Here is a 20,284-nt window from a genome sequence, read left to right on the forward strand (position 1 = left end):
CGGCGTTGTGGCGCTGATGATCTCGGTGGGGTGTGCGCCGGATCGTCCCGGGCCGATGGGCGGTGACCGACCGGCGATCGACGGGCTGCCGCCGACTCCGCCGATGGGTTGGAACAGCTGGCATGTGTACGGCTGTGACGTCACCGAATCCGGGGTTCGGCAGCAGGCGGACGCATTGGTCTCGAGCGGCTTGCGCGATGCCGGTTACCGGTATGTGGTCGTCGACGACTGCTGGTCGTCGGCGGAGCGCGGGCCGGACGGTTCGCTGCAGTCCGATCCCGCGCGTTTCCCGGCGGGGATGGCCGACCTGGGGCGCTATCTGCATCAGCGTGGCCTGCGGTTCGGGATCTATTCGGCTGCGGGAGACCGCACCTGTGCCCAGCGGTCCGGGGAGCAGCCCGGCGCCACGGGCAGCCGTGGGCACGAGAAGCAGGATGCGCAGACCTTCGCCGCGTGGCAGGTCGATTACCTGAAGTACGACTGGTGTGCGGGCGACGCCGACCACGATCGTCAGGTCGCCGCCTTCACGACGATGCGGGATGCGTTGCGCGACACCGGCCGTCCCATCGTGTACAGCATCAATCCGAACAGCGGGGTCGCCGGCTCGGTGCCGGGCGGGGAATCCGATTGGGGCGGCGTCGCGACGATGACGCGGATCAGCAATGACATCGCGACCGGCTGGAAGGTCGGCGGCGGACCGGATGAGCGACAGGGGATTCTGTCCATCGCGGATGCGGCCGCTCCGGTCGCGGCGCGGGTTCGTCCGGGCTCCTTCAACGATCCGGATCTCCTGGTGGTGGGTCTCGGCGACAATCTGACCCCCGCCCAGCAGCGGACCCAGCTGTCCCTGTGGGCGATGATCGCGGCGCCGCTGATGCTGAGCAACGACCTCACGACGATGAGCGCCGGAACACGCAACCGGGTGACGAACCCGTCGATGATCGCCATCGATCAGGATCGGCGGGTCAGTGCGGGTGCCCCCGTCGACGACGACCCGGAGATCTGGGCCCGTGCGATCGGGGAGAAGGGGCTGGTCGTGTCCCTCACCAATCGCGGTGATCATCCGCGCGCCCTCTCGGTGGAACTGGGCAGCCTGGGACTGGTCGGCGATCAGACCGTGGCCGCCGTCGACGCGTGGACGGGCAAACGCTACACCCCGGAGAAGGGCGCCATCACCGTCGATGTCGCCACCAACGACACGGTGCTCCTGCAGATCGTCTGAGTCCGCACCCCAGAGGATTGTCCCTGCTCAGGGGTGATCGGCCGTTATCGGGATGATTCCGCGTTCGACTGTTGTTAAACTTCACGTGCCCATCGAAAGCCGGTGGGTCTATCTCGGGGCTGATCGGATTCGACTACGTGCGTCGAGGTAGGGGAAGCGTGTCGGTGCAGGCTAGAGACCACCGTTAAGCGTCGCAGCAACCAATTAAGCGCCGATAAGAATCAGCGCGACTACGCCCTCGCTGCCTAAGCAGCCAGGCTAGTCTGTCGGCCCGGACCCGCTCTCAGTCCGGTCCCCGGCATCATCTCAGAGAGCTCACCGTCCTCGCCGGTCGCGGGGGAGGACGGGACAACCAACAGCGACTGGGATCGTCATCTCGGCTCGTTCGCGTGACCGGGAGATCCGAGTAGAGACAGAGCGAACTGCACACGGAGAAGCCCTACTGACACGACGGAGGACCCGGGTTCAATTCCCGGCAGCTCCACCAGAGACCCCCGACCGATCCGGTCGGGGGTCTCTTCTGTGCCGAGGAATCCGTATCTTCGCAGGTCAGGGGGTGAGCCCTGTCATCCGTTCGAACGACCGATCCGAAAAAACCGAATCTGAATCCAGAATTATATGTAACACTGTTCCCCACACCGGGCCCGAGGGGTAAGGCATCGGAGTAAGGGGGGAGCGCGGGTGACGATCGTCCGATCGCGCGAGCATCGCGTGAGGTCGCGGTGGCCGGTGCTCGGCAGTGCGCCGATCGCCACCCTCGGTCGCCTGCTCGACCTGATGGCCACCGCATTCGGGCATCTCGTCCGTGACGCCGCGGCGTTGCGGCTGCCGATGGGCGAGGCGTATCGGCAGATGACCTTCTTCGTCTCCGTGGCGGCGGTGCCCGCGGCCCTCGTGGCCATTCCGTTCGGTGTGATCGTGTCCGTTCAGGTCGGCAGTCTGACCGGGCAGATCGGCGCATCGTCGATGGCCGGTGCGGCCGGCGCGCTCGGGGTGCTGCGGCAGGGCGCGCCCATTGCCACCGCACTGCTTCTCGGTGGCGCGGTCGGGTCCGCCGTCGCCGCGGACCTCGGTGCCCGCACGGTCCGCGACGAGATCGATGCGATGCGCACCATGGGCATCGATCCGGCGCGCCGCGTGGTGGCGCCGCGGCTGCTCGCGGTGATGGTGGTGGCGCCGCTCATCTGTATCGAGATCATCTTCGTCGGTGTGGCCACCGGGTACTTCGTCAACGTCGCGTTCCAGGGCGGCGCCGCCGGCAGTTACATCGGTTCCTTCGGACAGTTCGCCGGCATGGTCGACCTCTGGGCGGCGCTGGGCAAGGCGCTGATCTTCGGGATCGTCGTCGTGGGCATCGCCTGTCAGCGGGGCCTGGAGGCGAAGGGCGGTCCACGAGGTGTGGCCGACGCGGTGAACGCCGCGGTCGTGCTCAGCGTCGTCGCCAGCTTCGTCATCAATCTGCTTGCCACACAGCTGCTCTCGATGTTCGTCCAGGCGAAGGTCGGGTAGCTGTGAACGGACTGGATGTCTATCTCGCGAGTCACCCGCGCGCACGGCGGGTGATGAATCTGGCGGGTGTGCCCGAACGCCTCCTGGCGTCACTCGGGCATCAGTTGCGGTTCGTGGTCGAGGTGCTCGGGTCGGTGCCGCTCGCGCTGCAGCGCTATCGGCGGCAGACCCTCGCGGTCCTGGGCGACATGATGTGGGGCAGCGGTGCGGTCATCGTGGGCGGCGGCACGGTGGCGGTGCTGGTGATCCTCGGCGCATCGGTCGGGGCGTCGATCGGCGTGGAGGCCTACGGCTCACTCGACATGTTCGGCATGGGCCCGCTCACCGGGTTCCTGTCGGCGTACGCGACGACGCGCGAGATCGGACCGATCGTGGTGGCCATCGGTTTCGCTGCACAGGCGGGTTGCCGAATGACCGCGGAGATCGGTTCGATGCGGATCTCCGAGGAGATCGACGCGCTGGAAGCCCAAGCAGTGCAGCCCATTCCGTTCGTGGTGACCACACGGGTCATCGCCGGGGTGGTGACCATCATCCCGTTGTTCCTCATCACGCTCGTTCTCGCCTACCTGGCCTGCACGGTGCTGGTGACCGGTGTCCACGGACAGTCGTCGGGCACCTATCAGCATTACTTCAATGCCTTCTTGAGTCCGGTCGACGTCGTCTACGCGATCATCAAGAGCGTGGTCTTCATCGTGGCCGTCACGCTGGTGCACGGCTACAAGGGCTTCTATGCCAGAGGAGGTCCCGAGGGTGTCGGCGCCGCGTCGGGTCAGGCCATCAAACTCAGCTTCATCCTCATCGTGGTCCTCGACATGCTGTTGACGCTTGTCTTCTGGGGCACCGACGTCGGATTCAGGTTCTCCGGATGATCGGGCCGCCGCCGGATGTCTCGGGACGCGGACCCGGACGAAGAGAACTGGCACTGTGGGGGATTGCCATGCTGGTGGTGATCACCCTGGTAGCGGTACCTGTCGCCATGTACGCCCGTCACGCCTTCGACGACCAGACCGAGGTGACCGTCGAATCCAGTCGGATCGCCGACACGGTCAGCACCGGGGCCGACGTGAAATATCGGGGCATGCTCATCGGCCGCGTCGGATCGATCCGGATCACCGACGACGGGCGGCAGCGCATGACGCTGATCCTCGACGCCGACCAGGCCGGGCGGATAGACGGCAAGCTCGGTGCACGGTTCGTGCCGTCGAACATCTTCGGCGTCTCGGGCATCGAACTCGTCCAGGACGGCCCGGGCATGGCGCTGCGCGCCGGCGAGGTCATCGCCATGGACGGCGACAGCGCAGGCGTGTCCGCGATCGCCGCCCTGCGCGATATCGGCACCATCACCCGAACGCTGACCGACGACGACGTCAACACCATGCTGCGGCATGTGGATCGGGCGGTAGGACAGCTCGCACCGTTCGTCGCGGGTGGCTTCGAACTCTTCAACATCGCACGCGCACACCAGAAGATGCCGTTCGCGCAGATCCTTCGTCTTGCCCAGGACACGGTGAACGGCGCGGGCGCACTCGTCAATCCGTTCATCGGCATGTTCACCGAACTCGTCGAGGGCACCGAGATCTATGCCGATCCGGCGCAGGCCGCCAAGGTCGGGGGAGCGCTCAGCGGACTGGTGCAGACCTTCATCACCCTCGGGCAGGTCGTCAATGCCACGCCGACCGAGTTGGCGACCGTGCTCGACGCGTCACTGACCCTCGGTGCGCCCCTGGGGTACACGCTGTCGACGGTTCCGCGGGCCGCGGCAGGCGCGGGCGAACTGCTCGACCGTACCGAGCGCGCGCTGCCCATCGTCGACGGTCGGGTGCGTCTGCGGATCGGTGCGACGATGGCGGCGCTGCCGCAGATCGGTTCGGTGCTCGACAAGCAGGCCGGAGGTGGACGATGAATCGCGTACCGGCCAGGGTCACCATCGCTTTCGCGGCCTTCGTGGTCGCGATGCTGGTGGCCGGGTGGATCGTCGTGCAGGCCCTGAATCCGTCGGTGCCGGGCGATCAGCGTGAGCATGAGGCCCTGTTCACCGATGTTTCGGGGCTCGTCGTCGGGAACGACGTCCGTGAGATGGGTGTGCGGGTGGGCAAGGTCGAGTCGATCCGGCTCGCGGACAACGGAACCGAAGCGCGGGTCCGTTTCACTGTTCGCACCGACAGTGCCGTCCACACCAATACGAAGATCGCGATCCGGTACCTCAACCTGGTCGGGCAGCGGTATCTGGATCTGCAGACCGATGGTCCCGGTGAGGGAATCGTCCGCGACTCCCAGGTGATCCCGGTCGAGCGGACCATCGGCTCGTTCGACGTGACGGAGATGTTCAACGGCCTGCGCCCCCTGTTCGGCTCCCTGCGGCCGGACGAACTGAACAGTCTGATGACCAACCTGCTCGCAGTGATCGAGGGGCGAGGCGGCAACGTCGGATCGGTGCTGGCGCAGTTGCAGAAGCTGTCGACCGCGGTGTCCGATCGTTCGGCACTCATCTCGACGGTCATCACCCAGCTCGGACGGGTGGCCGCCGAGATCCGCTACAAATCGCCGCAACTCAACGATCTGATCGACCGGATGGCGGAGGCCTTCGGCGTGGTGGCGGCTCAGGCCGACGCCCTGCAGCGTTCGATGCGGCAGGCCGCGAAGAGCCTCGGCCCGGTCCGGCAACTGCTGCAGGCCCTGGAGCGGACCTATTACGGCAACTACGCCGATCTTGACCGGATGCTGCGGAAATGGGTGCCGCAGGTCAACATCGCCACCGATCTGCTCGTCCGGTTGCCGGGGGTGCTCGGCGCGCTCGACGATTCGGTGAAGGCGTCGCAGCGCACCCGCTTCAGCTGTGCGAAGGGCGAAATGGATCAGGAGCCGATGACGCGAATCCTGCTTGCCGGCGTTCCGGTGGTGGTGTGCCGATGACGAGGCGTCGGGACGAACGATCGGTACGCAGGCGGCAGGTGCTCGTCGGATGCGTCGGGATCGGCATCGCCGTGGTGCTCGCGGTCATCTGCGGCGTGGTCTACCTGGACCCGTTCGGACATCGCGAGGTGACCGTGCGGCTGGCCACCAGCGGCGGACTGCGCAGTGGTGACGAGGTGCGGATCGCGGGCGTCCGGGTCGGCGAGGTGGATGACGTGCACCTGCACCCCGATCGGGTCGACGTGACCCTGCGCGTCGACGACGGTGTGCGACTGGGGAATCAGAGCGCGGCCGACGTCCGGTTGCTGACGGCGATCGGTGGACATTACATCGCCGTGCGTCCCGCCGGGGCGGACACGTTGCCGGACAACACCATTCCCGAGAACCGGACGACGGTTCCGTACACCCTCTCGGACGTGATCGCGGATTCCGGCGCGGTCGTCGACAAGGTGAACGGCGCCACGATCGCCGAGACCCTGGCGAAGGTCGAGGACGTTCTCGACGGCAGGCCGTCGGCGATCCGCGAGATCATCGCCGACATGCGTGATCTCACCACGGCGGTGGGCGAACGGGGCAACGATCTCGATGCCGCGGTGGCCCTGACCGACGAGTACATGAACGGCCTGAACTCCGGTCGCGTCCGCCTCGTGGAACTCCTTCGCGTGATCGGAGTGGTCGGCGCGAAGGCCTATCAGGTGAAAGCCGAAGGCGTGGAGACGATCCGGTCGATCGGCGCCATCTTTGCCTTCATCGGCAGACCGCTGATGACCTTCGTCGAACATCTCGAGCCGTCGCTCCAGCACATGATCAGTACCGTCCGGAAGCTGCAGGAGCAGCCCGGCCGTATCGACGACCTGATCGCACGGCTGCGGTCGCTGGTCACGCAGATCAGCACGGCGATGGGCGTCGGTGGACGTGCCGCCACCGGCACGATCGACGTATCCGGCGCCGTCGCCGATGCGCCGCACCTCTGCGTCCCGAGCCCCGAGCGGAGGTGCTGACCATGACACGGCCACGCATCGGGCGCCGCATCGTTCTCGCGCTGGTCGCCGTGACGGCGCTGACCGCGGGCTCGATGACGACCTTCGACTTCGTCACCGGCACGAAGGCCACGGGCTGCGCCGAGATGACCGATTCCGTCGGGCTCTACCGCGGTAACGACGTGACCATGCGCGGCGTCCCGATCGGGGAGGTCACCGACATCGCACCCGAACGCGGACATGTGGTGGTGCGCTTCGACCTGCACACCGATGTCGATTTCCCGGCGGATGTGTCGGCGGTGACGACGTCAGACTCGATCGTGACCGATCGTCACCTGGAGATCCCGGTGGGACGGGTCAGCGGCCCCGCGTGGGACATGAACCGCTGTATCCCGCTGTCCCGCACGCACACCCCGAAGAGTGTGAGCGATGCGTACGCGTCGTTCGAGAAGTTGTCGCGCGAGATCACGGCGGCAGGCAAGGAACTCGGACGTCGCGACCTGGTGCGGGACGCGCTGACGAAGGTCAACGCGACGCTGCACGGCACCGGCGGTGATTTCAACCAGGCGGTGGCGGGCCTCGCGGGCGCACTCGGTGATCCGGCCCTGCGCGACGCACAACTGCGATCGCTTCTCACCAACGTCGACCAGCTCACCCGGTTCTTCGTGGAGCGCTGGCCCGATCTGATGCTGGGCCTGACCAACATCGGTAAGTTCGCCCAGACCTTCGACGAATTGATGGGGGTGCTCAACCCGACGGTGGAGGACACGACGAAACTCACCCCGGACCTGATCCGGGTGATCCGCACCTACACACCGGATATCTTCCGGGTGGTCGACGCCCTGATGCCGCTCCTCGATCTGGTGCCCGTGGAGGCGATCGTCGACATCCTGAAGAAGCTGCCGCCCATCTCGGCGGGTGTCGAGCGCATCATGGCGGCGGGGGCATTGTCGGGCGGACTGCGGGTTGCACCGCCACGGGTGCGCGTGCCCGCGACCTCGAGCGCGGCGGTATGCGCACAGGTGAATCGGGTTGTCCGGCACGGTTGCACGCCGGTGGCGGGGGATGCGGGGAAGCTCGACGTCGCCCTCGTACAGTTCGTGCTCGGCGGGGCGGGAGGACGCCGATGACCCGTGTTCGCCTGATGGCAGCGACCGTTGCCGCACTCCTCACGGTGGTGCTCGGAGGTTGTTCCGTACAGCCGACCGATCTACCCCTGCCCGGCACCCGGGTGTCCGACGGACAGCCGCTGGACATCGAGTTCTCGTCGGTGCTCAATCTGCCCGCGCGAAGCAAGGTGTTGCTCAACGGATCCCGGGTCGGTGTGCTCAGGGAGGTCCGGCTGGCCGACCGGGACAACCGGCGGGTCGCGATCGCCACCGTCGACATCCGGGGAGACGTCGCCATCCCGGACGGCACCACGGCCCAACTCATGCAGGCCACCCTGCTGGGGGACTTCTACATCGCGCTCACCGCACCCGGCGCGGCAACCGGTCGGGCGTTGCCGGCCGGGGCGACCATACCGGTGTCCAAGACCTCGGTGTCACCACAGGTCGAAGACCTACTCGGCGGCATCGCAGCCCTCGCCAACGGGGGCACCATCGCAACCTTCCAGCGCGTCATCAGCAACGCCAACAAGGCGTTTCCCGCCGACGTGACCGAACGGGACACCGGGATCGAGGTGCTGCGGGCACTCATCGCGCGTAGTGCATCGGACACGGCGTCGATCAACGGACTCATCGACGACATCGCGGGCATCGCCCGCACCCTGGACGTCAATCGCGACCGTCTGGGCTTCTCCTTCGACTTCGGTCCCGCACGTGTCGGCGGTGCGGTGTCGGCCTTCCTTGGGCTCACCAATGTGCTCAATGCGCTGGGGCCCAACGTCGTTCCGATCGGCACCCTCATCAATCCCCGGTTCGCCACGATGAAGGGCGTGATCGATGTCATCGATCCGCTGGTGGCGACGGCGGTTCGACTGGACGCGCGGTCGGGGGCGGACATGACGAGGATTTCCCGGCTCATCGAGGATCGGGTCGTCCCGTGGCTGCGCTCGCCGACGATCGACATCGTCGACGTGACCCGTCCCGACGGACGGGCCGCGGGGACGCCGGTGGACACCCGCGGTGTGGCGGCCGTGCTGAGGATGATCGGAGCGATCCGATGAAGTGGCTGCGCGGAGTCGGTGGGCTCGCCCTGCTGGTGGTGGTGTCACTCGCGCTGGGGGCGTACCTGATGGTCGGGGTGCTGCGGGTCAATCCGCTGGCCGATGCCCACACGGTGACCGTGCATCTCGACAGTTCCGGTGGACTGCAACCGAATTCGGCGGTCCTGTACAACGGGATCGAGATCGGCAAGGTGCGCAGCATCGACACCCGGTCCGACGGACTGAACGCCGAACTGCGGGTGGAGGCGACGGCGGACATCCCGGCCGACGCCGACATCAGCATCGAGAACCTGTCCATGGTCGGCGAGCAATACCTCGCGTTCACGTCGTCGGCCGCCCACGGACCGTATGTCCAGGACGGAGCGGTGCTCGACCGCCGGGTGCGGTCCGGCGTGAGCGTCGCCGACATGCTGACCTCGGTGCAGGGACTGACCGGACAATTCGATCCCGACACCCTGAACGAGTTGGCGCGCACCGTGACCGACGGCTGGCGCGGACGGGACCGCGATCTGGCGACGATCGGTGACTTCGCCTCCCGCACCGCACGGACCATCGGCACCTACCGCTCCGAGTTCGCGGGCGTGTTCGAGCATGCGCAGGAACTGCTGCGCCGCATGGACGCGGGCCGCGTGCCGTCATCACTGCGCGATGCCGCGCCGAAGCTGGCCCAGATGAACGAGCCGTTCTCCAAGGCGTGGGGCATTCTGCAGAGATTCTCGGTATCCACCGACGGTCCCAAGGGCTGGTACGACGTGATCGTCCCGTTCACGCTCAAGATCGGGGAGTACCTCAAGAAGATCCTGCCCGATGCCTCGGCGGTGATGGCGGTCCTGCAGCCGACGCTCACCCAGGTGGCCCCCGCGTTCCGGATGGACATGGCCGGACTCGTGGCCAAGGCCCTGACGATCGTCGACGAGAACGGTGTACTTCGCATCCGGGTGGTGCCACCCCGGTGATGACCTATCAGGAGGAAAGTCAATGAGCGACAACGATACCGACGTGCGCCCGTCGGACAGCGAGACCGACACCCCCGACACGGACGCGACCGATACGGGCACGTCCGACGCGGGCTCGGGCGACACGGGCACGGCCGACACAGCGGCTTCGACGACAAGAGCCGACCAACCGGAGACGACAACCAGGTCGTCCAGTCCGGCCGACGGGGCATCGGACGGCGAGCGGTCGAACAACCGATGGTCCTGGCGGCTGTTCGGCATTGCCGCCGCGGTGGTGGCGGTGGTGATGACGGTCGTCGCCGTCGTCGGCCTGTGGCAGGGCAACGACGCCCGGAACGAACTCGCCGAGGTCCGCACACAGCACGACGACGACGCTCGTGCACAGAAGGTGGCGGCCGACTACGCGGTGGGTGCCGCCCAGATCGACTACCGCAACTTCGACCCGTGGTTCGGGAATCTCCGCAAAGGGGTGGCGCCGAAACTCATGAATCAGTTCACCAGCAGTGAGCCCGCCTTGCGCGACCTGCTGGGCCAACTGCAGTGGGTGTCGTCGGGCACACTCATCGGCTCGGACATCACGGGGCGCAACGGCAACACCTACGAGGTGCAGGTCTTCGTCGACGTGACGACCAGCAATGTGCAGTCCCCGCAGGGGGTCAAGACAACCGCGCTCTATCCGATCACCGTCGAGAAGAACGGCTGGCAGATCGCCGACATCAGCGGCGGCATCGCGCCACTGTCAGGCAAGTAGTCGCCGCCACGCCGTCGAGCGGGGAAATCCGTCGGAAACTCATTCTGATCACACGCGTTCTCGCATAGCCTGACGGTACGGATCCGGACCCGGGCGGCGGAGCATCGAAGGACCATGGGAGGCCATATGACCGCGACAACGACCACGGAATCGACAGGCCATTTCGACGTATCGGGACGCGACATACTGCGCGGGATCGCGAAGCTCGGGCGGGACTGGCGGATCGTCGCCGGTGTCGTGCCGAAGATGATCCCCCGGCCGCCCGATCGCAAACAGTCGGTGGGGAAGACCTTCCAGGAGCGGGTCGAGCGTTACGGCGACCGGCCGTTCCTGCGTTTCCGCGGGGAATCGCGGACCTATCGCGAATGCAATGCCCAGGCCAACCGCATCGCCGCCTATCTGGAGTCGCAGGGAGTGCGGCGTGGTGACGTGGTCGCGGTGCTGTCGAAGAACCATCCTGACGTGGTGTTGTCCATGCTGGCGATCGTCAAACTCGGCGCCATCGCCGGCATGGTCAACTACAACCAGCGGGGAAACGTTCTGGAACACAGTCTGGGACTGCTGGATTCGAAGATCCTGCTGATCCAGCCCGGACTCGAGGAGGCCCTGGAGACCGTCGGTCCGGCTTCCGTTCCGGCGCAGGTCGTCGATTTCGACACGCTGACCGAACAGACCGCCACACTGTCGCCGGTCAATCCCGCGATCACCGACGACATCCGGGCCGAAGAGACCGCGTACTACATCTTCACCTCGGGCACGACCGGCTATCCCAAGGCCAGCAAGATGAGTCATCATCGCTGGCACGCGGCGATGGAGGGCATCGGCGGTATGGGCGTGCGGTTGCGCGAAACCGACACCATGTATGCCGCCTTGCCGCTCTACCACAACAACGCGCTCACGGTCTCGATCTCGGCGGCCATGCGTGCGGGTGCGTGTATGGCGATCGGCGAGCAGTTCTCGGCGTCGAAATTCTGGGACGACGTCATCCTCAACCGCGCCACCGCGTTCTGTTACATCGGCGAACTGTGTCGCTATCTGCTCGCGCAGCCCGAGAAGCCCACGGACCGAACACATTCGGTCCGCGTGATCGTCGGCAACGGATTGCGCGCGGAGATCTGGGACGAGTTCACCGACCGTTTCGGCATCGATCGGATCGCGGAACTGTATGCGGCGAGCGAGGGCAACATCGGCTTCGTCAATCTGCTGGGCATTCCGAAGTCGGCAGGCTTCAGTCCGCTGAAGTTCCTCATCGTGGAGTACGACGAGGAGACGGGGGAGCCCAAGCGGGGGCCCGACGGTCGGGTGATCCCGGTCGGCAAACGAGGGACCGGCCTGCTGCTCGGCGAGATCAACGCGCGCGCCCAGTACGACGGGTACACCGATCCGGCCGCATCGGAGAAGAAGGTCGTCACCGATGCCGTCAAGGCCGGTGACCGCTGGTTCAACACCGGTGATCTGGTTCGGGATCAAGGGTTTTCGCATATCGCTTTCGTCGACCGGATCGGTGACACCTTTCGGTGGAAGGGCGAGAACGTCGCGACCACCGAGGTGGAGGCGGCCCTGAACGGGTGCGACTTCATCGATCAGGCCGTGGTCTTCGGCGTGCCGGTGCCCGGTGCCGACGGCAAGGCGGGCATGGCCGCGGTCACGCTTGCCGAGGGTGCGACCTTCGACGCGGACGCACTGGCCGATCATGTACGAAACACCCTGCCCGCGTATGCGATTCCGATGTTCGTGCGGATCATCGACCATGTCGAGCACACGTCGACGTTCAAGAACGTGCGCGTCGATCTCCGCAACCAGGGATATACCGATACCGGAGAGGATCCGCTCTACGTCCTTCGCGGCAAACCGGCAACCTACGTGGAATATCAGCCCGACCACCTGGCCGATGTGGCGTCGTCGGCGGCCGCGCAGGTGGGCCGATAGTCAGGACCCTCGTCGGCGGTCGCACGCGAGCGTCAGCATGTCGCTCACGAAATCCAGTGCGGCGGACTGCCATAGCCTGATGTGATCGAGCATCGCGTGGTCGCCGCCGGGTACCGGACGGAAGGTTGCGTCGACTCCGCGTTCGGTGAGTTCCCGAATGCCCTTGGCGGTTCGCTTGCCGAAGGTCCGCTCATCGGCGGTGCCGTGAATCGCCACGACTCGGACGTCGTCGCGGATGGCACGCCAATCGGCGTACTGCCACCAGGGTGCCAGCGCGAGGACGCCGATCACCCGGGCATCGGCGGCGAGGTGTGCGGCGACCCGACCGCCCATCGAATGACCGATGACGGCCACCGGCACACCGGGATGCTCGGCCGTGAGCTTGTCCAGGGCAGCACGCGCATACGGCATCGGGCTGGCCTGGCCACCGTTCCACCCGTACACCCGGTAGCGCACCTGATGGACCCGGACCGCGTCACCGAACCGGAGTGCGATGGACCAGGTGAACGGATACATCCGCAGCGCCGACCCCTGCAGGGGTGAGTAGCGGCGATAACTGCGGTCGGTGCCACCGGGAAGCACGAGGACGAGGAGGTCCGGCGATGTCGACGCCCGCAGGGCCCCTCTCGCCCGCGACAGCACACGCCCAGGTGAACGCATCCGGACAATCCTCCAACGTGCTCGTCGTGACCCTTGCCGATACCTTGGCACGCGCCGTTCACCCCGGGCGAATCGGGTCGTCGGTGGCACAATGACGCCATGGCACATCCACGCGCAGGCACACCCGCTCTCCCCGAGGATCTGATCGATGTGGATGCGGTGGAGCGGGCCTATTACGAGGTGCGCCCGGATCCGGAGAACCCGCTGCAGCAGGTGGTGTTCGGCACGTCGGGTCACCGCGGCTCGAGTCTTGACGGGGCGTTCAACGAGGCGCACATCCTCGCGACCACGCAGGCCATAGTCGACTATCGCAACAGTGCGGGCATCAGCGGACCGCTCTTCATCGGGTTCGACACCCATCTGCTGTCCGTGCCGGCGTGGCGATCGGCGCTGGAAGTGTTGGCCGCCAACGGTATCCGCACCCTGACCGCGGAGCAGGACCGCTACACGCCGACACCCGCGGTGAGTCACGCGATCCTGCTGCACAACGAGGCCCATCCGGAGGCGCTGGCCGACGGCATCGTCGTCACGCCGTCGCACAACCCGCCGCGCGATGGGGGATTCAAATACAACCCGCCGTCCGGCGGCCCGGCGGATTCGGCGATCACCTCGACCATCGCCGACCGCGCCAACGAGTTGCTGAGAGCAAACCTCAACGGCGTCAAACGAATCCCGTTCGAGCGTGCGCGGCACGGCGAGTTCGTCGACGACTATCCGTTCCACGCCGTCTACGTCGATCAACTCCACGAGGTCGTGGACATGGCCGCCATTCGTGACGCGGGCGTCCGGATCGGTGCGGACCCTCTCGGTGGCGCGTCGGTCGGCTACTGGGCGGAGATCGGGTTCCGCTACAACCTGCCGAACCTGACCGTCGTGAACCCGACGGTCGATCCGACCTTCGGCTTCATGACGCTGGACACCGACGGCAAGATCCGGATGGATTGCTCGTCACCGAACGCGATGGCCTCCCTGGTGGCCGCGCGCGACCAGTACGACATCGCCACCGGCAACGACGCCGACTCCGACCGCCACGGCATCGTCACTCCCGATGGTGGACTGATGAACCCGAATCACTACCTGGCCGTCGCCATCGACTATCTGTTCACCCGCCGCGACGGCTGGCCTGCCGAAGCGGCGGTCGGCAAGACGCTCGTGTCGTCGTCGTTGATCGACCGGGTCGTCGGCGGGATCGGACGCCGTCTGCTCGAGGTGCCGGTCGGTTTCAAATGGTTCGTCGGTGGACTGCTCGACGGCAGCATCGCATTCGGTGGCGAGGAGAGCGCGGGGGCGTCGTTCCTGACCCTGAGTGGTCGCCCCTGGTCCACCGACAAGGACGGCATCATCATGGCCCTGCTGGCGTCGGAGATCCTGGCGGTGACGGGCCAGACCCCGTCGCAGCGCTACCGCGAACTGGCCGACCGGTACGGGGAGAGCGCGTATGCGCGGATCGACGCCCCGGCCACCCGGGAGCAGAAGGCCCGGCTGGCCGCGCTGTCGGCGAATCAGGTGACCGCGACGGAACTGGCGGGCGAACCCATCACCGCAACCCTGACCAATGCGCCCGGCAACGGTGCCCCGATCGGTGGACTCAAGGTGACCACCGAGAATGCGTGGTTCGCGGCCCGTCCGTCGGGCACCGAGGACGTCTACAAGATCTATGGCGAATCCTTCCTGGGCGCCGACCATCTCGCGGTGGTCCAGCAGCAGGCGCAGGAACTCGTCGATTCGGTCCTCGAATGACGTCCGACCTGCGGGTAGGGACTCAGCATGCTCTTACCTGCCGCCCACTAGAGTTGGCCGCATCCGAGGTTGAACAGAAGGAAGAGTCGTGAGCAGCAATCGCAAGCCACCCGTCCCACGGACCAGCACGTCCAAGTACCAGCCGCGTTCCACGTCGAGCGCGATGACCTACGCGCTCGTCGGTGTCGGCGTACTGGTCGTCGCGGCGCTGGTGATCGGTGGCGTGGTGTGGAACTCGCAACGCAACAAGGAGACCGCGGACGAGGGCGTGCTCAACCAGAACTCGGCACTCATCATCGGTGCGCCCACGGCCGGCCAGACCATCGATGTCTTCGAGGACCCGATGTGCCCGGTTTGCGGGGTCTTCGAGAAGCAGTCCGGTCCGGCCATCGCCAAGGCGATCGACGCCGGCACCCTGCGCGTCCGCTACCACATGCTGAACTTCCTCAACCGGCAGTCGCCGTCGGGCGACTACTCCACCCGAGCGGGTGCCGCCATCCACTGCGTCGGCGACAGCGAGAAGCAGGACGTGTTCCTGAAGTTCCACACCGCACTGTTCTCGAACCAGCCCCAGGAGGGCGGCGGTTCCGACCTCAGCAACGACGACCTGGCACGCCTCGCCGGCGATGCAGGCGCCTCCGATGCGACCCAGAAGTGCATCTCCGAGGGCACCAAGGTCGACTCGGCGAAGAAGAGTGCCGAGGAGTCCAGCGACCAGCTGTCCAAGGCCACCAACGGACAGGTCGCCACCCCGACCGTGCTGTCCGGCGGCAAGCCCGTCGACGGCATCCTCGAGGGCACCGGCTGGCTGGACAAACTGCTCGGCGGTAACAGCTGACGGGTAGCCGTTCAGGGGATTTGTTGCAGATCCTCACCATGGTGTAGTTTCGCCTTTGCCCGTGAAACGCTCTGAGCACGACCGGAGCAGGGGCGATAACTACACACGGGGCTATGGCGCAGCTGGTAGCGCACCACACTGGCAGTGTGGGGGTCAGGGGTTCGAGTCCCCTTAGCTCCACCCACGAGAAACCCCGCTCCGACATCGGTCGGAGCGGGGTTTCTGCGTCCGGTCGAGCCCGCAGGACCGCAGTGCCTTACCGCCGACGGTCAGCGCGCCTGCGACGATCAGCTGGCCATGGCGAGCGGGACGACCTCAGACACCCTCAGTGGTAGCGCGGGCGACTTCTATGTCGTAGCGCACCTGCATGTTCGGCCAGAAGCTCTCGGACTGGCCGAACAGCCGACCGAGGCGACGCGAGGTGTCCGGGGTGATTGCGCGGGTGCCCTTGACGATGGCGTTGACGCGGCCTGCTGGCACATGCAGGAGTTCGGCGAGCTTTCGCTGTGACAAACCGTATTCGGGAAGGTAGTCCTCCGCGAGGGTTTCGCCGGGGTGGATGGGGTCGAAGTCGGCCACGATGTTCTCCGTCTCTCGTGGGCGCATCGCTTCTCGAACTGGGCGAGGAGTGATCGTCCTGCTCACCCATCCACGGTCATGGTGGGCGGATTCGGTAGACGGAGTGCGAGTTCGGCGCAGGTGAGCACCGTGGCGAACTCGCCGTGGAGGTTGGTCGCGGACATGGCCGACAGGGTAGCGGCGGGAATCATCGATCCGTCGAGTGCAGGCCTGTCAAAAGTGTGCGTGGCGTCGATGACGAAGTAGGTGTCGTACCCGAGGTTGCCCGCGAGTCGGGCCGTCGTTTCGCAGCAGTGGTTGGTGGTGATACCGCAGATCACCACCTGATCGATGTCATGCCCTCGGAGCCATGAGTCCAAATCCGGATCTCCGTGGAAGCTCGAATTGACCGTCTTGGCGACGAGGAGATCGGGTTCGCCACGAATGACGTCTTTGAACTGATTGCCGGGTGTTCCCTGTGCGAGCGGCGATTGTGGATCGGCTGAATCGTGACGCACGAACACCACGGGCCACGATCGCGCCCGCCAGTGGGCAAGAAGTTCGACGATGTTGGACTCGCAGTCCGGGTTGTCGCGGGGACCCCAGAACGAGGAGTCGTCGAAGCCGCGTTGTACGTCAACGACAATCAGCGCCGGCTGCCGCAGACTCGTCATTGCTCTCCAGGCCCCGGCGTAGTGATCTGCCGAATGCGTTGCGCGTATTCGGTTTCGACGGCCAGGATCTCGGCGTCCATCGCTTCCAGCCGCTGCTGGTAGACGCGAGCCTGCTCGAGGCGTGTGATGCGGTCGGCCTCCAATTGGACCTGAACTTCCGGGGTGTCGAGGACGTCGACGTTCCGGTTCTGTGCGTCGGTCACGGTCGTGAAGGTCTCCAGGTCCACCGCGTACCCCTGTGACTCGACCTCGTCGATCAGCTCGATCTGTGGTTGCCGCAGCGCGTAGACAGCGCCGCTGCATTCACCCGAGATGGTGCCGAGTTGCGACAGGGCTGCCGACGTGAGGCGCATCAGCTCCAGCGCGTCGCCGCCGTGGGTCATCATGCCGCTCACGGTGACCGGCATGTCCGGGTCCGCCACCTCCGTGACCGTGCGAATCCTGGCGACCAGTTCGTCGAGCACCTCGCACGAGGCCACACCGACCGGCCGATCGCCTATCGTCTGCGCGATCTCTGCGCGCTGGACCGCCAGCACTCCCTGTAGCGCGTGGAGACTCTTGAACACTCGCTACCGCCTTTGTCTCGCCCGTCGAATTCGTCTCTACCCGAGGGTACGAGACCGGCCACCGCCCGTGCGGTGGCACGGGAATCCGGCCGTGTTGGAGTGTGTTGCACGGCGTATGTCCACTCTTGAGATCTCGCCCCGTGTTGCCGAGCGTGTCGCCGACGAGCAGGTCATCTGGTTGACGACAGTGACCCCGAAGGATGCCCCGGTGCCCACGCCGGTCTGGTTCATGTGGTCCGACGACGAAGTCCTGGTGTTCAGTCAGCCGAACACCGCGAAGATCCGGAACATCACCGCTAACGATCAGGTGACCCTCAACCTCAACGCGACGCCATCGGGAGGCGATGTCGCGGTATTCACCGGCCATGCGCGTATCGATCCGGATGGGCCGTCGCCGGCCGAATGGTCCGAATTCACAGCCAAATACACGAACGGCTTCGTCGACATATCGATGTCGGCGGAGGGCTTCCGCGAGTCGTACTCGACGCTGATCCGCATCCGTCCGGAGCGTGTACGGAGTTGGTGATCCGCCGAAAAGCTCAGTGATGTAATGCGTTTCGTGGACGATGCGGAGGCGCTTCAGGGTGGTCGGTCAATTCGGCCAGGCCCGTCACGAGCATGGCGATGACCACAGCGAGCAGAACCGCGGCGAGCGCGAATGCGACTATGTCGTATGCCATCGGACTCACTCCTCATGTCGACAGTCGTATCTCCACTATGAACCTCCGGCGTCCCGGAGGCAACGGTCGCGTAACCGTCACCGATTTGTCGAGTTTCGGCGGAGGACAGTCGTTTTCGTCGCATTTCGGTGACGGTTACGCAGTAACACCGCCGGCACTTGTCGCGACCTCGCGTCAGCCTCAGTGGATCCGATCGCGCGCGACAAGCCATCGGCTGAGCGGTGTACGAAGCAGGATGTCGACCAGCAGCAGCGACAATCCGAGCGTTGCGACGATGAGAACCGTGGTGCGAATGGTGGCCGATCCGGGGAACCAGGTGTCCAGACCGGCAAAAAAGCCGAGCCGGGCCAGAACGTCGAGGATCAGCGGGTGCACGGCGAAGACCCCGAACGCTCGCAGTGTCGCGTAGCGAACCACAGCCGTACCGACCCGACGGCCCGATGCGCGTAGACCGTCCCACAGCATGGCGCCGAGCCACAGCAGGGCGAGGCCGCCGACCAGCCAGGGGAGAAGCAGAGGGTTCCACGGGGTGGTCGCGTCCAGCGGCACGTCCTCCGGTCGCGTCGCGACCAGGTACGCGCCGATGCTCACCGCCGCGCCGGTGAGGCCGCCCGCGATCACCACAACGGCGTGATCGCGCAGCCAGGTCTGCACCGCGGTCTGATGCCACGCCGCCAGAGCACCGATCGCGACGAACAGTGCGTACATCGGAAGGGTCTTCCAACTGTGTTCGTAGACGGCGTCCCACACCGTGCCGGACGGGCGCGGCAGGTACTGGTAGACGACGAACATCGCGACCTGGATCGTCGCGGCGACGGCCAGTACTCGCCACGGTCGGTGCGCCGTTCGTGCGAGCATCCACGCCAGTGCGGGGAAGAGCAGGTAGATCTGCATCGAGATGAGCAGGAAGTACAGCTGATACTTGCCGTCGCCGGTGATGACGGAACGGCCCAGGTCATCGAAGAACAGCCGCGTACCGGGGAACGGGTTGTCGGCGATCACCAGGTGATCGGTGATCAGGTACAGCACGGTCCACAGGAGATACGGCCAGACCACCAGTCCGAACCGGCGTCGCCAGAACGTGACGGGCGACATCGTCCGGCCGCGCATGCTGAGGACGAGGACGAACAAGGTCACCGCGACGAACCCGTACCGCGTCATGTGGAGCAGGGTCCCGGCCAGGCCCGCGCCGCGGATGACATCCGGCGAATTGTTGATCGCGTTGACGGCGTGGGACACGACCACACCGACGAACAGCAGTACGCGGACCAGGTCCGCGGTCAGCGCCCGGGCGGGCCGCGGTTCCGCCTCCGTCGCATCGGCCTGCGGATTCGGCGCGGTCAGCACCGCCGGCTCGTCGTCGACGGTCGTCTGCGCTGGGTCGTCGAGGGTCTGCTCCACACCGGCCTTCCCGGGAAGGCCCGTCGGTGGTCGTCGGTTCCCGACCTTCCCCGCGGGCAGTGTACGGACCGTTCCTGGGAGCCACGCTCAGGTTTCTTCCGCTGTCACGCACAGGTGCTCGGCAGGGGCTGCGCGACGTCGCCGTTAGGGTGAGTTTCATGAGCCAGAACGACGACGTCCGAGTCGGGAATCCCGAACGGGAACGCGCCATCAGCTTGCTCAATGATGCGTTCTCGACGGGGTACCTGGAGATCAGCGAGTTCGAGGAACGATCGGGCGCGGTGTATGCGGCGCGTACGCGCGGGGACCTGAAGGTCGTCGTGGCCGACCTGCCCGACGGTGGCAAACTCTTTCCCGAGGACCTCGTCGCCGCGGCGCCGGTGTTCAGCGCCGCGGCCGCCGGCCTTCGTCTCGACTTCGACATCGAATGGGAGACGGTGCGGCGCAAGGGTTCCTGGGAGGTGCCGCCACGGATGGTGGCCACCGGCTCGGTGGGTACGCTCGACCTCGATCTGCGGTCGGCCACGTTCCTGGCCCCGATGGCCGAACTCGAACTGCACGTCTCGGTCAGCACGGTGAAGATCCGGCTCGGCTCCGACCACGAAGCACGGATCGATGTCGCGAAGTCCGGGTGGTCGACGGTGAAGGACAAGGCGGGGCCACCCGCTCGCCCGGGCGGTCCGATCATCGTCGTGCGTGGGTCACTGTCCTTCGGGTCGTCGCTGACCGTCAAGCGATGA

The 20,284-nt window shown here is 66.2% G+C and carries 21 protein-coding genes, 1 tRNA gene and 1 other RNA gene; 17 read left to right on the forward strand and 6 right to left on the reverse strand.

Going from position 1 to position 20,284, the window contains the following annotated elements; genetic code table 11:
* The first annotated feature begins 16 nt into the window (after positions 1–16).
* From AC4JJG_RS05255 to AC4JJG_RS05310, 12 genes are all read left to right on the forward strand, one after another.
* Positions 17–1,222 (forward strand): glycoside hydrolase family 27 protein, encoded by a 1,206-nt coding sequence (locus AC4JJG_RS05255; protein WP_495400485.1) that lies wholly within the window; start codon positions 17–19, stop codon positions 1,220–1,222.
* Between the two features lie 115 nt (positions 1,223–1,337).
* Positions 1,338–1,709, forward strand: a transfer-messenger RNA (tmRNA) gene (ssrA, locus tag AC4JJG_RS05260).
* A 290-nt stretch (positions 1,710–1,999) separates the two neighbouring features.
* On the forward strand, positions 2,000–2,731 hold the full coding sequence (locus tag AC4JJG_RS05265) for an ABC transporter permease (RefSeq protein ID WP_495400486.1): 732 nt from the start codon (positions 2,000–2,002) through the stop codon (positions 2,729–2,731).
* 2 nt (positions 2,732–2,733) lie between these two features.
* Positions 2,734–3,600, forward strand: coding sequence for an ABC transporter permease (locus AC4JJG_RS05270; protein WP_495399883.1), 867 nt, complete (start codon positions 2,734–2,736; stop codon positions 3,598–3,600).
* Complete coding sequence (locus AC4JJG_RS05275) at positions 3,597–4,634, forward strand: MlaD family protein (RefSeq protein WP_495399884.1); 1,038 nt, start codon at positions 3,597–3,599, stop codon at positions 4,632–4,634. The genes AC4JJG_RS05270 and AC4JJG_RS05275 overlap by 4 nt, the downstream gene beginning before the upstream one ends.
* A complete protein-coding gene (locus AC4JJG_RS05280) occupies positions 4,631–5,644 on the forward strand; it encodes an MlaD family protein (RefSeq protein ID WP_495399885.1) in 1,014 nt (337 codons plus the stop codon). Before AC4JJG_RS05275 ends, AC4JJG_RS05280 begins: the two co-directional genes overlap by 4 nt.
* Positions 5,641–6,645, forward strand: coding sequence for an MlaD family protein (locus AC4JJG_RS05285; protein ID WP_495399886.1), 1,005 nt, complete (start codon positions 5,641–5,643; stop codon positions 6,643–6,645). Before AC4JJG_RS05280 ends, AC4JJG_RS05285 begins: the two co-directional genes overlap by 4 nt.
* A 2-nt stretch (positions 6,646–6,647) precedes the next feature.
* A complete protein-coding gene (locus AC4JJG_RS05290; RefSeq protein WP_495399887.1) occupies positions 6,648–7,754 on the forward strand; it encodes an MlaD family protein in 1,107 nt (368 codons plus the stop codon).
* Positions 7,751–8,791: an MlaD family protein gene (locus AC4JJG_RS05295; RefSeq protein ID WP_495399888.1), complete on the forward strand. Its 1,041-nt coding sequence runs from the start codon at positions 7,751–7,753 to the stop codon at positions 8,789–8,791. The genes AC4JJG_RS05290 and AC4JJG_RS05295 overlap by 4 nt, the downstream gene beginning before the upstream one ends.
* Complete coding sequence (locus tag AC4JJG_RS05300) at positions 8,788–9,747, forward strand: MlaD family protein (RefSeq protein ID WP_495399889.1); 960 nt, start codon at positions 8,788–8,790, stop codon at positions 9,745–9,747. Before AC4JJG_RS05295 ends, AC4JJG_RS05300 begins: the two co-directional genes overlap by 4 nt.
* 22 nt (positions 9,748–9,769) lie before the next feature.
* Positions 9,770–10,498 carry a hypothetical protein gene (locus AC4JJG_RS05305; RefSeq protein ID WP_495399890.1) on the forward strand — a complete coding sequence of 243 codons (729 nt, stop codon included), beginning with the start codon at positions 9,770–9,772 and terminating at the stop codon, positions 10,496–10,498.
* A 126-nt stretch (positions 10,499–10,624) separates the two neighbouring features.
* Positions 10,625–12,427 (forward strand): long-chain-acyl-CoA synthetase, encoded by a 1,803-nt coding sequence (locus AC4JJG_RS05310; RefSeq protein ID WP_495399891.1) that lies wholly within the window; start codon positions 10,625–10,627, stop codon positions 12,425–12,427.
* Here AC4JJG_RS05310 and AC4JJG_RS05315 read toward each other — a convergent pair whose 3' ends face one another.
* The gene (locus AC4JJG_RS05315) at positions 12,428–13,087 is read right to left on the reverse strand and encodes a dienelactone hydrolase family protein (RefSeq protein WP_495399892.1); all 660 of its coding nucleotides are present in this window, start codon (positions 13,085–13,087) and stop codon (positions 12,428–12,430) included.
* Between the two features lie 99 nt (positions 13,088–13,186).
* Between AC4JJG_RS05315 and pgm the strand changes: the two genes are divergently transcribed.
* From pgm to AC4JJG_RS05330, 3 genes are all read left to right on the forward strand, one after another.
* Positions 13,187–14,827, forward strand: coding sequence for a phosphoglucomutase (alpha-D-glucose-1,6-bisphosphate-dependent) (gene pgm / locus AC4JJG_RS05320; protein WP_495399893.1), 1,641 nt, complete (start codon positions 13,187–13,189; stop codon positions 14,825–14,827).
* Between the two features lie 88 nt (positions 14,828–14,915).
* Positions 14,916–15,665 (forward strand): DsbA family protein, encoded by a 750-nt coding sequence (locus AC4JJG_RS05325; protein WP_495399894.1) that lies wholly within the window; start codon positions 14,916–14,918, stop codon positions 15,663–15,665.
* Between the two features lie 107 nt (positions 15,666–15,772).
* A tRNA-Ala gene (locus AC4JJG_RS05330) sits at positions 15,773–15,845 on the forward strand.
* A gap of 135 nt (positions 15,846–15,980) precedes the next feature.
* Here the strand turns inward: AC4JJG_RS05330 and AC4JJG_RS05335 are convergent.
* The 3 genes from AC4JJG_RS05335 to AC4JJG_RS05345 form a co-directional block, all read right to left on the reverse strand.
* A complete protein-coding gene (locus AC4JJG_RS05335; protein WP_495399895.1) occupies positions 15,981–16,244 on the reverse strand; it encodes a HigA family addiction module antitoxin in 264 nt (87 codons plus the stop codon).
* A 62-nt stretch (positions 16,245–16,306) separates the two neighbouring features.
* A complete protein-coding gene (locus tag AC4JJG_RS05340; protein ID WP_495399896.1) occupies positions 16,307–16,897 on the reverse strand; it encodes a cysteine hydrolase family protein in 591 nt (196 codons plus the stop codon).
* Positions 16,894–17,463 carry a hypothetical protein gene (locus AC4JJG_RS05345; protein ID WP_495399897.1) on the reverse strand — a complete coding sequence of 190 codons (570 nt, stop codon included), beginning with the start codon at positions 17,461–17,463 and terminating at the stop codon, positions 16,894–16,896. Before AC4JJG_RS05345 ends, AC4JJG_RS05340 begins: the two co-directional genes overlap by 4 nt.
* Positions 17,464–17,578: 115 nt before the next feature.
* On the opposite strand from AC4JJG_RS05345, the gene AC4JJG_RS05350 reads away from it, so the two are divergent.
* The gene (locus AC4JJG_RS05350; RefSeq protein ID WP_495399898.1) at positions 17,579–17,989 is read left to right on the forward strand and encodes a TIGR03667 family PPOX class F420-dependent oxidoreductase; all 411 of its coding nucleotides are present in this window, start codon (positions 17,579–17,581) and stop codon (positions 17,987–17,989) included.
* 13 nt (positions 17,990–18,002) lie between these two features.
* On the opposite strand, the gene AC4JJG_RS05355 is transcribed toward AC4JJG_RS05350, so the two are convergent.
* Positions 18,003–18,143 carry a hypothetical protein gene (locus AC4JJG_RS05355; RefSeq protein WP_495399899.1) on the reverse strand — a complete coding sequence of 47 codons (141 nt, stop codon included), beginning with the start codon at positions 18,141–18,143 and terminating at the stop codon, positions 18,003–18,005.
* Between the two features lie 180 nt (positions 18,144–18,323).
* Positions 18,324–19,544 carry an acyltransferase gene (locus AC4JJG_RS05360; protein ID WP_495399900.1) on the reverse strand — a complete coding sequence of 407 codons (1,221 nt, stop codon included), beginning with the start codon at positions 19,542–19,544 and terminating at the stop codon, positions 18,324–18,326.
* Between the two features lie 158 nt (positions 19,545–19,702).
* Here AC4JJG_RS05360 and AC4JJG_RS05365 point away from each other — a divergent pair, with 158 nt between their 5' ends.
* On the forward strand, positions 19,703–20,284 hold the full coding sequence (locus tag AC4JJG_RS05365) for a DUF1707 SHOCT-like domain-containing protein (protein ID WP_495399901.1): 582 nt from the start codon (positions 19,703–19,705) through the stop codon (positions 20,282–20,284).

Source organism: Gordonia sp. B8661-1, from assembly GCF_059427765.1.